A 14,111-nucleotide genomic window follows, 5' to 3' on the forward strand; every position below is an offset into this window, starting at 1 on the left:
TGTGTACCCATCTTCACTAATTAAAGCGTCCTTTTATAACCACCATTTCTCCTGCGGAATTAAAGTAATATCCAAACGAAAGTTTTCTTTAAACCAATCATATATCAATGTCTCTTTCACTAAATATTCAGAGGCAGAGTGTGACACACCGATGAGTGACATATTCGTTGTTTTTACGTAATCCATAATGAGCGAGTATTTATGTCTACCGTAATCATTGTCGATATGGCAATGGATTTCTCCTGCAATATATGCTTCAGCACCTTTTTCTTCTGCTTCGTTCATTAAAGATACGACATCGCCACATCCAGCGATAATTGCAATTTTTTTAATGGAATCGTGTTGTTTACCTTCGAAGTCTGTGTAAGGAATGTGGAAGAGTTTTTTTAGACGTTTTTGGAGTGCTTCTGTTGATGTTTCATCTATTTCACAAATGAGACCGACTGGCTCGCTTTCTGGACCACCGTAAGCAAATCCGTCAATTACACTGGCTTGGAGTGCTTTTGCGATTGAAATGCTTGTTCCATACGTTTGATGAAAATCCATTGGTCCGTGACATGTATATATAGAAAGTTGTTTTTCTTTTATCGCCTGCAAATATTTTTCTGGAATGGGAATAAAACCACGGCCTGATTTTCCAAGCGGATCACCGCACTCCATTACAAGTGGATGATGCATAAAGAGTAAATCACCGGGTGTCGATTGTGAAATGAAGGCTTCAAGAACGTCATCTGTAGGGAATACAGCTAAAAATACTTTGTTTACATTTTCAGCCCCTCGTATCATAAGACCGTTAAATAGCTCTACAAAAGTTGCTTCAAAAAATTGTTGCCATGGAAATTGGATAGAATCATATACAGCAGGGATAAAGCGACTAAAGGCAATGTCTTTACCGTATTTTTCGATTTGGAATATATGATTGAGTGATTGTTCTATTTCTTTTAAAGCTGGCATGTTGTGTTATCCTCCTTAAACTAATTCTTACTCTATTAGTTATTTTTATTGTTCATGGCAAAATAAGAAGTGGATAGGAAACAAATAAAACCTAGAATCCAACCAATAGAAGGAGAATAGGGAAGTATATGTTGTAATATCATTCCGCTAGAAATAAAAAAGCTACCTAATAGGCCTAATAAAATAGGATATCGCTTTAGTTGAGACATCAGTGATAGAACCTCCTTTATCACATACATTGTATATTAGTCTTAATTTTCTGTATACAAAGTTTTAGAAAAATAGTGGTACAATATATGAATGATACGAGAAGAGAGGATGAACATTAACAGATGTACGTTACTGTAACAGAAGCAGCATATAAAAAAATTATGGATACGATTCCAAATGAAGCGAAATATATAAAGTTATTTTACGATAATGAAGGTTGCGGTTGTGTTATGAGCGGAATCATTGATTTAGTAGCTGTAGCTGAAAAAGATGAGCGTGATGTAGATATTGAATCAAGTACACTTAGCTTTATCGCCGATCGTACAAAGCTTGTATTTATGGATGATAAGTTAACGGTTGATTGGCATGAAGGTGGAGGAACTCTTCAGTTGAAAAGCCCGAGCCAGTTTTATAATCCAAATATGAAGTTACATGTTCGAGTATAATAAAGAAAAGACGGTTCCAATATGTTTTTGGAATCGTCTTTTTTATTGCATAAGGTGTTATTATTGCCGTTTTTGTTGATAAGTCGATATACTTAAAAAATCGCCGATATAATTTCATGTGTCAAAGTAAAGCTCTTGATACAATAAAAAGATTTTTTCACATAATGAAATGTACACATGATTGAATTTTCTGTATAATTTTCTTTGCGGAGGGGATACGCATGAGAAGATGGGGAATTGAGTTATTAATTTTAAGTGTCGTTATGATTTGGGGTATTAACTATACCATTGCAAAATATGGGCTTGTAGAATTTACAGCAATTGAGTTTACTGCTATTCGGATGATGGCGGCGGCACCGTTACTGTTATTGATTACATTCTTTATTGAAAAGTCGCTTTATGTGGAGCGAAAAGATATACCAAGATTAATCGTTGTTAGTTTTGTAGGTATTGTACTATATCAAACGTTATTTATGGAAACTGTTAAATATACATCCGCTACAAATGCCTCTTTACTCATTTCTATTTCACCTATTTTTACAACTTTATTTGCGTTTTTTTTGAAACAAGAAAAGTTTTCTTCTCGGAAGTTAATTGGTTCTATGATTGCCTTTGTGGGTGCAGCATTAGTTTTAGTAGCGGGGCATTCACTCGCTAGTTCTTTTTACGGGAATGGAATTGGAATGATTACATCAATATGCTGGGGGCTTTATCCTGTTTTAGCAGGGCCATTAATTAAAAAATATTCAGCACTACGTGTTACTGCATGGTCGGCATTAGTTGGAGCAATTCCGCTTTTATTATTAAGTGGTCCACATGTATTTGTCATGCCGTTTCACATTACAAAAGGGATGACACTATTTGCTTTACTATATTCTATTTTCTTTGTAACAGTATTTGGTTTAGTAATGTGGTATATCGGTGTTCAAAAAATTGGGGCATCCCATACGATGGTATATATGTATATTACACCGATTGTAGCGGTTTTATTTGCAGCTATATGGGCAAATGAATCTATTTCATTACAACAAATGATCGGTGGGATAATCATTTTCTTTGGTCTATGGTTTGTAAAATTGGAGAAAGTAAAAGTTCATACTACCGTACAGGAACCTATATCAAAATAGGAAAACAGATCACTTATGATCTGCTTTCCTATTTTTTTATTTTTGGTAAGAAGACGAGAAATAAGATAGCAGTAATAAGTGGAATTAAGTTTAAAAATGGAATACGGAAGAGTGTGATAAGAATAATACCTGGAAGGAGAACACCGAGGACAGCGTAGAAAATACTATGATTTTTCGTGTACCAATATAGCGAAAGTCCAATAAGTGCAGGGACAATGAGATGAATGAGAGCCATTAAAAAATAAATCATTAGACGCCCCCTTTATTTGTGTATTTATTACATCATATCCGTATGTTCATAGATTGATATCACTTTTTTCATAAATGGACGAAAAATGTTTGGAAAAACGTCACAAATTATAAGAATATGATGTTCGAAATCTTGTATAATATTATTTTCTGAAAACATTTAAACAACATAAACATTGGGTTTATGTTGTTTTTAATTTGAGTGAAGAGAATTTTAAGTAGTATGAACTCGAAAGAAATGAGTTATACAGCTTTTGTTGGATAGATTAAAACTACTGAAGAGGGGTACAGCATGATTAGTATGTCATTAAGATCGTTTAAAATTCAATCGTATTATTTACTAGGTATTCTGCTATTAGGCTGGAGGTTAACGCCGTTTTCAGCGCATTTTCTAGGTGCAGGAATTGGACTTATGGTAAGTATGTATTGTGTTTGGCTTTTAGGGAGAAGGATTGAGAAGTTAGGAGATAGTATTGTAAAGAAAACGAAAGCACCGACGCTCGGTATGTTTAACCGTTTTGCCGCTGCTATTTTGGGTGCTATTATTATGTACGAAATTGAGCACCATATGGTGATGTGGGCTTTTGCAGTAGGGATTATGGGCGGTTATTTCTTAATTGTTGTTAATTTAGGCTACTATAGCATGAAAGATGAGAAAGAATTAACGAAGAGATAAAAAGATAAAAGCTGCTTTTTAGATGGGATAGAGGATCCAGCGGTGGATAGAAGCGGTTAGAGACTTTTTTAGCTCCATACAGTGTGAGAACAGAAGGATGTAGTAAGTAGGGAAATAGTTTGTGTGTTTGAATCCGTGATTTGTATGTGTGAAAATGTAAGTATATGAATTCTAGATTGTGGTTGGGAATTTTTTAGATGGAATAGAGAATCCGGCGATGGTTGGAAGCGGTTAGAGCCTTTTTTAGCTCCGTACTTGTATAAAAAATAGATAGAAAGAAGCTTACGTAAAAACGTAAGCTTCTTTTTTATGTAAGTGTGTGTAACCGTTAAGCCGCATTGGGTTTTGTCGGTGAGTACGCGAAACTTTTCGGTTACACGACACTTATTCATATGAGTAAAGGGTTATTCCAACAGAAAGTTTTAACTTAAGCGATTGGACCGCCTAGGTTAATAATAGCTTCAGAAACGCTGTCGAACTTTTTGAAGTTAGCTTTGAATTCGTTTGCAAGTTCAATTGCTTTTGTTTTGTAAGCAGCTTTATCAGCCCAAGTTTGTTCAGGCATTAATACTTCGTCAGGTACACCTGGTACGTGAAGAGGTACTTCAAGACCGAAGATGTCATGTTTAGCAGTTTCAGCTTTTGCAAGTTCACCGCTTAGTGCTGCTTGAATCATTGCGCGAGTGTAACCTAAGTTCATACGCTTACCAACACCGTATTCGCCACCAGTCCAGCCAGTGTTTACTAAGAATACTTTCGCATCGTGTTTCTCAATTTTTTCACCAAGCATTTCAGCATAGCGAGATGCATCAAGTGGTAAGAATGGTGAACCGAAGCAAGTTGAGAATGTAGCTTGCGGAGATGTAACGCCGCGCTCTGTTCCTGCTAGTTTACTAGTGTAACCACTTAAGAAATGGTACATAGCTTGTTCTTTTGATAACTTACTGATTGGAGGCAATACGCCAGATGCATCAGCAGTTAAGAAAATGATTGTATTTGGATGTCCTGCAACACTTGGCAACACGATATTGTCAATCGCATGCATAGGGTAGGCAGCACGTGTATTTTCTGTTAAAGTAGTATCGTTATAGTCAGCGATGCGTGTTTGATCATTAATGACAACGTTTTCTAAAACAGATCCAAATTTGATTGCATCAAAGATTTGTGGTTCTTTCTCATGAGAAAGGTTTACACATTTCGCATAGCAACCGCCTTCAATATTGAATACACCGTTATCAGACCAACCATGCTCATCATCACCGATTAATTTACGGTTTGGATCAGCAGATAAAGTTGTTTTACCTGTTCCAGATAAACCGAAGAATAGTGCTACGTCACCTTCTTCACCTACGTTTGCAGAGCAATGCATAGAAAGAATATCTTGTTCAGGTAGTAAGAAGTTCATAATAGAGAAGATTGATTTTTTCATTTCTCCAGCGTATTCTGTACCACCAATTAGTACGATACGTTTTTCGAATGAAACCATGATGAATGCTTCAGAGTTTGTACCGTCAATTACTGGATCTGCTTTAAAGTTCGGTGCAGAAACAATTGTAAACTCTGATTCATGAGTTGTTAATTCTTCTTCAGTTGGACGAATAAATAATTGATGTACAAATAGATTGTGCCATGCATATTCGTTAATAACTTGAATTGGTAGGCGATAGTTGCGATCAGCGCCTGCAAATCCTTTGAAGACGAATAACTCTTCTTTTTCTTTTAAGTATTCTAAAACTTTAGTATATAATTTATTAAAATGTTCTTCAGAAATCGGTTGGTTCACAGCTCCCCAAGCAATTTTGTCAGCAACCGATGCTTCTTTCACAATAAATTTATCTTTAGGAGAACGTCCTGTGTATTTTCCTGTTGAAGCAGAAACTGCACCAGTAGAAGTTAATTTCCCTTCATTTCGCATTAATACTTTTTCCACTAATTGCGGAACACTTAGTTGAATCTGTGCATTGCTTCCGTTCAATAATTCATGTAAACCGATTTGGACATTCACAGTACTCATATTTATATACCATCCTTTTCATTTAATGAAATATTTCTCGTAATCCCCATCAAGAGTATAACACAATTATATAAATAATGTATACTATTTATTTATTTTTGTTTGTGTGAATGTATTATTTCCTTATTAATATTTCATTCCAGGCGTATTGAGAAAAACTTTCAGGAAAATGTGAATATTAATTGACAAATGAATATCATTTCTTTAGTATAGGTTGGGACGGATACTCTCTTATCCCGAGCTGGCGGAGGGACAGGCCCGATGAAGCCCAGCAACCTCACTTGTAGTGGTAAATACATGTGAATAGGTGCTAAAACCTGTGCGAGGCTAATGGTCTCGAACGATAAGAGCAAAGGGCAAAAAGCAGTATGCAAGTAGCAAATTAAACCTTTCCTCTATGTTAAGTAGGAAAGGTTTTTCTGTATGCTTGTGTGGGAGAATAAATGTATGTCGCAGTTTGTGGCAAATTAAGGATGAGTTCCGTACAATATATACAATTACTGTAGGGAGGTTTACCACATGACAAAAAAACGTCATCTGTTCACATCTGAGTCTGTAACTGAAGGACATCCAGATAAAATTTGTGACCAAATTTCTGATTCAATTTTAGATGCGATCTTATCAAAAGACGCAAATGCACGTGTAGCTTGTGAAACAACTGTAACAACTGGTTTAGTATTGGTAGCGGGGGAAATTACGACTTCTACTTACGTAGACATTCCAAAAATCGTTCGTGAAACAATTCAAGGCATTGGTTACACACGCGCAAAATACGGATTCGATGCAGAAACTTGTGCAGTTTTAACATCTATCGATGAGCAATCTGCTGACATCGCTATGGGTGTTGACCAAGCGCTAGAAGCACGCGAAGGTCAAATGACTGACGCTGAGATTGAGGCAATTGGTGCAGGAGACCAAGGTTTAATGTTTGGTTTTGCATGTAATGAAACACAAGAATTAATGCCACTTCCAATCTCGCTTGCTCACAAATTAGCTCGCCGTTTAACTGAAGTACGTAAAGATGACACATTATCATACTTACGTCCGGATGGAAAAACGCAAGTTACAATTGAGTATGATGAAAATGGTAAACCTGTACGTGTAGATACAATTGTAATTTCTACACAGCATCATCCAGATGTTACATGGGAAGAAATCGATCGCGATTTAAAAGAGCATGTAATTAAAGCTGTAGTTCCAGCAGAATTAATGGATGGAGAAACGAAATTCTTCATTAACCCAACTGGCCGCTTCGTAATTGGTGGACCTCAAGGTGATGCTGGTTTAACAGGACGTAAAATCATCGTTGATACTTACGGTGGATACGCTCGCCACGGTGGCGGTGCATTCTCTGGTAAAGATGCAACGAAAGTTGACCGTTCTGCAGCATATGCAGCTCGTTATGTTGCGAAAAATATCGTAGCAGCTGGACTTGCTGACAAAGCAGAAGTACAACTTGCATACGCAATTGGCGTAGCACAACCAGTATCAATTTCAGTTGATACATTTGGCACTGGTAAAGTATCTGAAGACGTACTAGTAGAACTAGTTCGTAACAACTTCGATCTTCGCCCAGCTGGTATTATTAAAATGCTAGACTTACGTCGCCCAATTTACAAACAAACAGCAGCTTACGGTCACTTTGGACGTACTGATGTAGATCTTTCATGGGAACGTACAGACAAAGCAGCTACTTTAAAAGAGCAAGCTGGTCTATAATATATGAAAAAAAGCTTTGCGCAGTGAGCGCAAAGCTTTTTTTATTTCGTTTTACTTACAATTTGAATGCATGATTTACAATACACTTCTCCGTCTAGCTCAATATATTTTTTCATATTAGTCATACCACTTGCTGGAAATGGCATATGAATCCGTGATTTTTCATATGTTTGTATTTCTTTTTCACATGATTTACAAATGGTCCGTTTCTTATGTAACATATGCAATCAACCTTTCATTTGACGTGCTTTACCCGCGCAAAAGGCACTGCTTAGTAAAAATAGCGTTGCGAATATAATACTTACTAATGTGGCGTATGGAATTGCTCCTTTTAGAGAAAAACCGACAGTGATGGAAGCAACGAATAAGAGGATGAATGTTGTTGTTAATTTTTTGTATAGTTCCATAATAGGTAGACCTCCGATTTATTTGGTAGTGCAATTTTAAAAACTGAATTCTACTATGTAGAAAATATAAGAAAAGTTAAAGGTTAGCTAATGATGTGAAGTCTAGGGGGATAAGAAAGAATGTTTTTCATTTTCCTTTTTGTGGATTACTATACTTATATTGTATCATGATGCATCATCGTCTTCATACATAATTGTGTAAAGGTATGTATGATAAAATGAAGAAAAGTCTTTAAGAAAGGAAGAAGAAAAATGAGTGTCAATGAACATAAAAAACAAGCGCCAAAAGAAGTGCGTTGCAAGATTGTAACAATTTCCGATACACGTACGGAAGAGACAGATAAGAGCGGACAACTATTACATGAATTGTTAAAAGAAGCAGGCCATACAGTGACTTCTTATGCAATTGTAAAAGATGATAAAGAAAGTATTCAGCAAGCAGTGTTAGCTGGTTATCATAAGGAAGATGTTGATGTTGTATTAACAAATGGTGGTACAGGTATTACGAAACGTGATGTCACAATTGAAGCTGTATCAGCTTTATTAGATAAAGAAATTGTCGGATTTGGTGAGTTGTTCCGCATGATTAGTTATTTAGAAGATATCGGAAGTAGTGCAATGTTAAGTAGAGCGGTTGGTGGCACAATTGGGCGAAAAGTTGTCTTTTCAATGCCAGGATCTAGCGGAGCAGTTCGCCTTGCGATGAATAAGTTGATTTTACCGGAGTTAGGTCATATTACATTCGAGCTGCATCGCCAATGAGTAAATGGGCTGGAATTGTATTAGCGGGCGGTATGTCGAGTAGGTTTGGTGAGCCGAAAGCGTTAGCGAGCTGGCAAGGGAGTACGTTTATTGAGCATATTTTGAAAGTGATGACAAGGACGCTCCAAGAGGTTGTAGTCATTAGTCATTCTGATATAAAAGAGCGAGTAGAGCAATTCGTACAAGTTCCTGTTATAGAAGATATTCTACACTATAAAGGAAACGGTCCACTTGCTGGAATTGTATCAGGAATGGAATATATAGAAGCAGATTGGTACGCTATTATGCCTTGCGATGCGCCAAATGTTTCGCATGAGTGGTTTACTATTTTATTAGAGCAAACGAACAATGAATATGATGCGGTTGTACCTATTATTAATGGAAGAAAACAACCGTTACTTGCAGCGTATCATAACCGTGTGAAAGAAAAGATTTATACTTTACTTCAAGAAGAAAAAAGAAGTATGGGGCAGCTTTTATTACAATGTAATGTGAAATATGTTGCCGGAGAAGATATACAAGCAAATGCAGAATGGTTTATAAATGTAAATACGAAAGAAGAATATGTGCAAGCTCAAAAAAACCTTTCAAATGATTGAAAGGTTTTTTGATATACAGAATTGGGGAACAATTGCTGTATAAAGGTATGTGAGTAAGCTGATTTTAAGGGGAATTCTTAAAATCACTATACAGTAAAAACACTGTATAACCATATATTAATTTTTATGGGTTTTTATTACAAGTCTGTTTAGTTATGTTTATTTTTGCTATAATGAATATAGGAATAAAGTGATATTTAACCTTATGTATCATTTATTAAACTAAAATTTGTGTTCGTGTAATAAACTCCCTTCATTTTTTTGAAGGGAGTTTTTGTGTTTAAGCGAGTAATTCTGATGTGGTGTGCTGAAGGACTTCTTCATATTGATTAAGTAAGCCACGAAAAATCTCATCCCAGCTTTTAGATTTCGCATAAGACGAAGCTGCTATTCCCATCTGTATAAGTTTTTCTTTATTTTGTAATAAAGAATAAATGGATGATAGAAATGCATCCGCATCTTTTGGTGGACAAAGAACTCCCGTTTTTCCATCTGTAATAATATTTTTAACTCCGCCACTATTTGCACCAATGACAGGGGTACCACATGCAAGTGATTCGAGTACGACATTTCCAAACGTTTCAGTAGCTGATGGAAATACCATTATGTTAGAACAAGCATATGCTTCAGCTAAATCTTCACCTTGTAAATAGCCAGTAAAAGTGACATTTGTTTTCGAGACAGCTTCACATAAGTTTGCTGCTAGAGGACCATCTCCGGCGATGAGCCAATGAATGTCGTTTCGAGTATGCGCGGATTTAACGATAAGGTCTTGCAACGTATCAATATCTTTTTCAGGAGCAATCCGTCCAACATAGGAAAGGACATACTTCGCTGTAATATTATATTTTTTTCGGAATAGCTCTGTATTATAAGCTGGATGAAAGAGTGTGCAATCTACACCACGTCCCCAAATAGAGAGGGACTGAAACCCTTTATTTTTTAGTTGATGTAATGTTTCAGAGGAAGGAACAAAATTCTTTTGCATATGACTATGAAACCATTTTAAATAGTTCCAAAGCATATTAGAGAGGAATTCGATTTTGTAATAGCGTAAATAGGCATCGAAATCAGTATGATAAGAACCGACAACTGGAATGTTTAACTTTTTTGCATAATACAATCCACAAAGTCCCATGTTGAAAGGTGTAGCAATGTGAATCATATCAGGTTTAAAGGTAAGAAGTTCCCGTTTAATGCGCGGAGTAGGAAAAGAAAAGCGGCATTCTGGATATAATATTGTTAACGGGATACTTCTCATTTTGTTCACATTTGCTACGAAATTATCTTCAGCGGTATGCTGAGGGGCGAAAACAGAATAGGCGATATTTTCTTTTTGAAAGTAACGTGTTAATCGCTCTAATGTTTTCGCAACCCCATTGATTTGTGGTGTAAAAGTATCGGTAAATATGGCGACTCTCATCATATCGCTCCTTTACGTGAAGAGTGGGATGCATTGATAAAAAGAGATGATGCCAGAGCAAGTGCCGAGGCACATACCGACGAATACGTCTGACGGATAGTGAAGCCCTAAATAAATGCGAGAAATCCCGACGCATAATGCTAACGGTAATAGAAAAACAAGTAAGCTTGGATTATAGCAAATAAATGGAATGAACACAGAGAAAACAGCCGTTGTATGACCAGACGGGAAAGAGTGGTCTTTTAATGGATGGACTGGATATTTTGCATCCTGAATTGTTAAATAAGGACGTTTTCGTGGATAATATCTTTTTAATATTTGCACAGGAATATGGCTAATTGCTAAAGAAATAGCAGTTGCAATTGCAGCTTGATGCAAAGTCCCTTTTGCGAAAATTAAAAAGAAAAGTGTGAGTGCAATGGAGAAAGTGGCACCACCAATATGAGTAATATTGCTGAAAAAGATATTTAATGTTTTTTGATCAAAGTAGCGATTAATTCCTTTGAAAATGTAACATTCTATTTTATATAATCCACTGACCTTCATGAAAATTCTCCTCCCTCATCTACATATATATGGAGATATTTGCTTCTATTTTAATAAGATTTTGTTGAGGGAATAATAATGTTTTGTAAAGAAAAAGTTAGTTTTTATAAAGTGAAACTTTAATCAGTGGGGATTCTGTTCATCCACCACTGATTATTAGCCTTCACCAATCGGGATGAAAAAAGCTGCCAATCTTATGGCAGCAGGAAAATTATTTTTGTAATGATTTATAGTATTGACCTTTTTCAACGTATTGTGTGCGAATTCGTTCCATGTCTTTACGGTCTTCTTCTGTTAATTCACGAATGACTTTCGCTGGGCGACCGAACGCTAACGTATTTGGTGGAATTTTCTTCCCTTGTGAAACGAGACTCCCAGCACCGATAAAGGCTCCTTCACCAATTTCAGCACCATCTAATATAATAGATCCCATTCCAATTAAAGCATCTTTTTTAATGTGACAGCTATGTAAAATGACTTGATGTCCAACTGTAACGTCATCTTCTAAAATAAGAGGATACTGAGGGCTTTGGTGGAGTGTACATTGATCTTGTACATTTACCCGGTCTCCAATTATAGTCGGTGATACGTCACCTCGGATGACTGTATTAAACCAAATACTTGCTTCTTCACCAATGGAAACATCGCCTGTAATCGTAACATAGTCAGCGATAAAAGCACTACTCGAAATTTTTGGGTTTTTTTCTTTATAAGGATATATCATGTAAAGCCTTCCTTTCCTAGAGACTAGTTTTAGTGTATCAAATTATGAAAAAGAGTGAAATGGAGGAGGTCTGTATGTGGAATTATGAAGCGGAGGAAGCGAAAGCTGTAGTCGTTATTGTACACGGCGCAATGGAATATCACGGACGCTACGAAGCGGTCGCGGAAATGTGGAATCATATCGGCTACCACGTCGTGATGGGAGACCTTCCGTCACATGGAACGACTTCGAGAAATAGAGGACATATTGATTCATTTGATGAATACATAGAAGAAGTTAAATTATGGGTGAAAGAAGCTAGAAAATACCGGGTACCTATTTTTCTATTCGGTCATAGTATGGGCGGTCTTATCGTGATTCGTATGATGCAAGAAACGAAGAGAGAAGATATAGATGGTATCATTTTAAGTTCGCCATGTTTAGGCGTATTAGCTGCACCTGCTGCTCCGCTTCGAGCGGCTTCAAAAATATTAAATGTTGTTGCACCAAAATTGCAATTTGCAACGAATCTTACAGTGGAAATGTCGACACGTAATCATGAAGTGAGAGATGCGATGGAGAATGATTCATTGTTCTTGCGCAAAGTATCAGTACGTTGGTATAGTGAATTAATTAAGTCTATTGAAATGGCTCATAAGAAAATAAACGATTTTCCAGATGTTCCGCTCTTGCTAATGCAAGCATGTGAGGATAAACTTGTAGATAAAATACGTGTCCGCATGTGGTTTGATAATGTTAAAATAAGTGATAAGGCATATAAAGAATGGCCTAATTGTTATCATGAATTATTAAATGAGTATGAGCGTGATGAAATTTTGAATTATATTCAGTCATTTACTGAAATACGTATCAATAACATAATAGAAACAAATAAGTAAATTATTTGTACAATGAATAGAGGAGATGAAGGAAGAAGTGAACGTACCGAGTAATCCCATAACGCTCATGGCGAAAGTATACCGTGATGTGTTTCCGGTTGTACACCATGAGCTAGCGATGTGGAAAGAGCGTGCCTACCATATTCCGAATGATGAGCTTCATAGTCAGGCAATCGCAAGTATTGAGCATAAAACGTTTCATTGCGAGGGCGGTGGCATTTTAGCGCTATTAGCAAATGAACACCGAGAGGAATGTATTCGTTTTATCGTAGCGTATCAAACGATTAGCGACTATTTAGATAATTTATGTGATCGCAGTACATCGCTTGATCCGAACGATTTTGCCGCGCTGCATGAATCCATGTTAATGGCATTATCACCTGAAGTAGAAGGTGGCGGTAATTATTATCGTTATCGTGATGATCAAGATGATGGTGGTTATTTAGATGAACTTGTTGAAACGTGCCAAGATGTTTTAAAGAAAACGAAGCACTATGACAAAATTGCTCCTGTTCTTCATGAACTAGCTTGTTATTATTGTGATTTACAAATTCATAAACACGTGAAGTTAGAAGAAAGAGAACCACGTTTAAAAACATGGTTTGAAGCACATAAAGAAAACTTACCCGAGATGAGCTGGTTTGAATTTTCAGCATGTGCGGGTTCTACGCTTGGAATCTTCTGTCTTGTAGCATATGCATTTCATGATGAATTACATGATGAAGATATTGCGAAAATTAGACAAGGATACTTCCCTTACGTACAAGGACTTCATATTTTGCTTGATTATTTCATTGATCAAGAAGAAGACCGTATAGGCGGAGATTTGAATTTCTGTAGTTATTACGAAAATGAGCAAGCGATATTAGATCGCATGAAACATTTTGTAGAAGAAGCAGAGAACAGCATTGGTGATTTGCCTCATGCGAAGTTTCATCGTCTTATTAGCCGAGGGTTACTTGGTATTTATTTATCAGACCAAAAAGTATCAGCACAAAAGAATATGCACAAAATGGCACGGCGCATTGTAAAATACGGAGGGCTTACTTCACGATTCTTCTATTGGAACGGGAAGTTGTACCGAAAGAAAATGGCGCAGTGATGAAGAAAACCACTCTTGTAGAGTGGTTTTCTTGTTATAATATGGGAAAGAGGTGGTGGAAATGAAGAGAGTGTTTCAAAGGGTATATGACCATATGGAAGTAACATTACTCGTGCTACTTTCCATTTCATTTGTAACTGGAACGTATATGATGATGAATAAAGCCGGCGGTCCTACAACGATGGATTATGTGGCTCAAGTTATCATTGCATTGATTATTATAGTAGACATTGTCTTTTTAATAAGTGGTAGGAAAAAAGAAAATAGTAAATAAA

17 protein-coding genes and 1 riboswitch are annotated in these 14,111 nt (G+C 36.5%); of the genes, 9 read left to right on the forward strand and 8 right to left on the reverse strand.

Annotated elements, in window-relative coordinates:
• Window positions 1-33: 33 nt before the first annotated feature.
• On the reverse strand, window positions 34-954 hold the full coding sequence (locus DPQ31_RS23875) for a Nif3-like dinuclear metal center hexameric protein (RefSeq protein WP_001111097.1): 921 nt from the start codon (window positions 952-954) through the stop codon (window positions 34-36).
• A gap of 332 nt (window positions 955-1,286) precedes the next feature.
• On the opposite strand from DPQ31_RS23875, the gene DPQ31_RS23880 reads away from it, so the two are divergent.
• Both DPQ31_RS23880 and DPQ31_RS23885 read left to right on the forward strand, forming a co-directional pair.
• Complete coding sequence (locus DPQ31_RS23880; RefSeq protein ID WP_000289564.1) at window positions 1,287-1,610, forward strand: iron-sulfur cluster biosynthesis family protein; 324 nt, start codon at window positions 1,287-1,289, stop codon at window positions 1,608-1,610.
• A 221-nt stretch (window positions 1,611-1,831) separates the two neighbouring features.
• Window positions 1,832-2,737, forward strand: a complete 906-nt coding sequence (locus DPQ31_RS23885; RefSeq protein ID WP_208731101.1) for a DMT family transporter — start codon at window positions 1,832-1,834, stop codon at window positions 2,735-2,737.
• Window positions 2,738-2,765: 28 nt separating this feature from the next.
• On the opposite strand, the gene DPQ31_RS23890 is transcribed toward DPQ31_RS23885, so the two are convergent.
• The gene (locus DPQ31_RS23890; RefSeq protein ID WP_000639048.1) at window positions 2,766-2,987 is read right to left on the reverse strand and encodes a hypothetical protein; all 222 of its coding nucleotides are present in this window, start codon (window positions 2,985-2,987) and stop codon (window positions 2,766-2,768) included.
• A 291-nt stretch (window positions 2,988-3,278) separates the two neighbouring features.
• On the opposite strand from DPQ31_RS23890, the gene DPQ31_RS23895 reads away from it, so the two are divergent.
• Window positions 3,279-3,662, forward strand: coding sequence for an ATP synthase subunit I (locus DPQ31_RS23895; RefSeq protein ID WP_208731103.1), 384 nt, complete (start codon window positions 3,279-3,281; stop codon window positions 3,660-3,662).
• Between the two features lie 427 nt (window positions 3,663-4,089).
• Here DPQ31_RS23895 and pckA read toward each other — a convergent pair whose 3' ends face one another.
• On the reverse strand, window positions 4,090-5,676 hold the full coding sequence (gene pckA, locus DPQ31_RS23900) for a phosphoenolpyruvate carboxykinase (ATP) (RefSeq protein WP_000108809.1): 1,587 nt from the start codon (window positions 5,674-5,676) through the stop codon (window positions 4,090-4,092).
• A gap of 228 nt (window positions 5,677-5,904) precedes the next feature.
• Window positions 5,905-6,026, forward strand: a riboswitch (SAM riboswitch).
• A gap of 169 nt (window positions 6,027-6,195) precedes the next feature.
• Between pckA and metK the strand changes: the two genes are divergently transcribed.
• Window positions 6,196-7,395 carry a methionine adenosyltransferase gene (gene metK / locus DPQ31_RS23905; RefSeq protein WP_000163114.1) on the forward strand — a complete coding sequence of 400 codons (1,200 nt, stop codon included), beginning with the start codon at window positions 6,196-6,198 and terminating at the stop codon, window positions 7,393-7,395.
• 41 nt (window positions 7,396-7,436) lie between these two features.
• On the opposite strand, the gene DPQ31_RS23910 is transcribed toward metK, so the two are convergent.
• Window positions 7,437-7,616 carry a hypothetical protein gene (locus tag DPQ31_RS23910; protein WP_000902511.1) on the reverse strand — a complete coding sequence of 60 codons (180 nt, stop codon included), beginning with the start codon at window positions 7,614-7,616 and terminating at the stop codon, window positions 7,437-7,439.
• Between the two features lie 6 nt (window positions 7,617-7,622).
• A complete protein-coding gene (locus DPQ31_RS23915) occupies window positions 7,623-7,802 on the reverse strand; it encodes a hypothetical protein (protein ID WP_000424805.1) in 180 nt (59 codons plus the stop codon).
• Window positions 7,803-8,054: 252 nt separating this feature from the next.
• Between DPQ31_RS23915 and DPQ31_RS23920 the strand changes: the two genes are divergently transcribed.
• Window positions 8,055-8,564 carry a MogA/MoaB family molybdenum cofactor biosynthesis protein gene (locus DPQ31_RS23920; RefSeq protein WP_098911430.1) on the forward strand — a complete coding sequence of 170 codons (510 nt, stop codon included), beginning with the start codon at window positions 8,055-8,057 and terminating at the stop codon, window positions 8,562-8,564.
• Window positions 8,561-9,163, forward strand: coding sequence for a molybdenum cofactor guanylyltransferase (locus DPQ31_RS23925; RefSeq protein ID WP_098911429.1), 603 nt, complete (start codon window positions 8,561-8,563; stop codon window positions 9,161-9,163). Before DPQ31_RS23920 ends, DPQ31_RS23925 begins: the two co-directional genes overlap by 4 nt.
• 280 nt (window positions 9,164-9,443) lie before the next feature.
• On the opposite strand, the gene DPQ31_RS23930 is transcribed toward DPQ31_RS23925, so the two are convergent.
• The 3 genes from DPQ31_RS23930 to DPQ31_RS23940 form a co-directional block, all read right to left on the reverse strand.
• Window positions 9,444-10,586, reverse strand: coding sequence for a glycosyltransferase family 4 protein (locus tag DPQ31_RS23930; protein ID WP_098911428.1), 1,143 nt, complete (start codon window positions 10,584-10,586; stop codon window positions 9,444-9,446).
• Window positions 10,587-10,598: 12 nt separating this feature from the next.
• A complete protein-coding gene (locus DPQ31_RS23935) occupies window positions 10,599-11,132 on the reverse strand; it encodes a phosphatase PAP2 family protein (RefSeq protein ID WP_000868586.1) in 534 nt (177 codons plus the stop codon).
• A 211-nt stretch (window positions 11,133-11,343) separates the two neighbouring features.
• Entirely contained in the window at window positions 11,344-11,856 is a 513-nt protein-coding gene (locus tag DPQ31_RS23940) for a gamma carbonic anhydrase (RefSeq protein ID WP_000640217.1), read from the reverse strand.
• A 74-nt stretch (window positions 11,857-11,930) separates the two neighbouring features.
• On the opposite strand from DPQ31_RS23940, the gene DPQ31_RS23945 reads away from it, so the two are divergent.
• The 3 genes from DPQ31_RS23945 (at window position 11,931) to DPQ31_RS23955 (ending at window position 14,110) form a co-directional block, all read left to right on the forward strand.
• Entirely contained in the window at window positions 11,931-12,734 is an 804-nt protein-coding gene (locus DPQ31_RS23945; RefSeq protein WP_098657209.1) for an alpha/beta hydrolase, read from the forward strand.
• 37 nt (window positions 12,735-12,771) lie between these two features.
• Window positions 12,772-13,836 (forward strand): tetraprenyl-beta-curcumene synthase family protein, encoded by a 1,065-nt coding sequence (locus DPQ31_RS23950; RefSeq protein WP_001102465.1) that lies wholly within the window; start codon window positions 12,772-12,774, stop codon window positions 13,834-13,836.
• Window positions 13,837-13,897: 61 nt separating this feature from the next.
• Window positions 13,898-14,110 carry a hypothetical protein gene (locus DPQ31_RS23955; RefSeq protein WP_000832127.1) on the forward strand — a complete coding sequence of 71 codons (213 nt, stop codon included), beginning with the start codon at window positions 13,898-13,900 and terminating at the stop codon, window positions 14,108-14,110.
• The last annotated feature ends 1 nt before the right edge of the window (window position 14,111 follow it).

Origin of the sequence: Bacillus sp. COPE52 (assembly GCF_003355115.1) — a bacterium.
Classification (GTDB): domain Bacteria; phylum Bacillota; class Bacilli; order Bacillales; family Bacillaceae_G; genus Bacillus_A; species Bacillus_A toyonensis.

Excerpts from the sequence above, each read along its gene's own strand:
- DPQ31_RS23945 (WP_098657209.1), top strand. The coding sequence starts at position 11,931 with ATGTGGAATTATGAAGCGGAGGAAGCGAAAGCTGTAGTCGTTATTGTA.
- DPQ31_RS23885 (WP_208731101.1), top strand. The coding sequence starts at position 1,832 with ATGAGAAGATGGGGAATTGAGTTATTAATTTTAAGTGTCGTTATGATT.
- DPQ31_RS23890 (WP_000639048.1), bottom strand. The coding sequence starts at position 2,987 with ATGATTTATTTTTTAATGGCTCTCATTCATCTCATTGTCCCTGCACTT.
- DPQ31_RS23935 (WP_000868586.1), bottom strand. The coding sequence starts at position 11,132 with ATGAAGGTCAGTGGATTATATAAAATAGAATGTTACATTTTCAAAGGA.
- metK (WP_000163114.1), top strand. The coding sequence starts at position 6,196 with ATGACAAAAAAACGTCATCTGTTCACATCTGAGTCTGTAACTGAAGGA.
- DPQ31_RS23920 (WP_098911430.1), top strand. The coding sequence starts at position 8,055 with ATGAGTGTCAATGAACATAAAAAACAAGCGCCAAAAGAAGTGCGTTGC.
- DPQ31_RS23915 (WP_000424805.1), bottom strand. The coding sequence starts at position 7,802 with ATGGAACTATACAAAAAATTAACAACAACATTCATCCTCTTATTCGTT.
- DPQ31_RS23955 (WP_000832127.1), top strand. The coding sequence starts at position 13,898 with ATGAAGAGAGTGTTTCAAAGGGTATATGACCATATGGAAGTAACATTA.
- DPQ31_RS23895 (WP_208731103.1), top strand. The coding sequence starts at position 3,279 with ATGATTAGTATGTCATTAAGATCGTTTAAAATTCAATCGTATTATTTA.
- DPQ31_RS23925 (WP_098911429.1), top strand. The coding sequence starts at position 8,561 with ATGAGTAAATGGGCTGGAATTGTATTAGCGGGCGGTATGTCGAGTAGG.
- DPQ31_RS23880 (WP_000289564.1), top strand. The coding sequence starts at position 1,287 with ATGTACGTTACTGTAACAGAAGCAGCATATAAAAAAATTATGGATACG.
- DPQ31_RS23930 (WP_098911428.1), bottom strand. The coding sequence starts at position 10,586 with ATGAGAGTCGCCATATTTACCGATACTTTTACACCACAAATCAATGGG.
- DPQ31_RS23910 (WP_000902511.1), bottom strand. The coding sequence starts at position 7,616 with ATGTTACATAAGAAACGGACCATTTGTAAATCATGTGAAAAAGAAATA.
- DPQ31_RS23875 (WP_001111097.1), bottom strand. The coding sequence starts at position 954 with ATGCCAGCTTTAAAAGAAATAGAACAATCACTCAATCATATATTCCAA.
- pckA (WP_000108809.1), bottom strand. The coding sequence starts at position 5,676 with ATGAGTACTGTGAATGTCCAAATCGGTTTACATGAATTATTGAACGGA.
- DPQ31_RS23940 (WP_000640217.1), bottom strand. The coding sequence starts at position 11,856 with ATGATATATCCTTATAAAGAAAAAAACCCAAAAATTTCGAGTAGTGCT.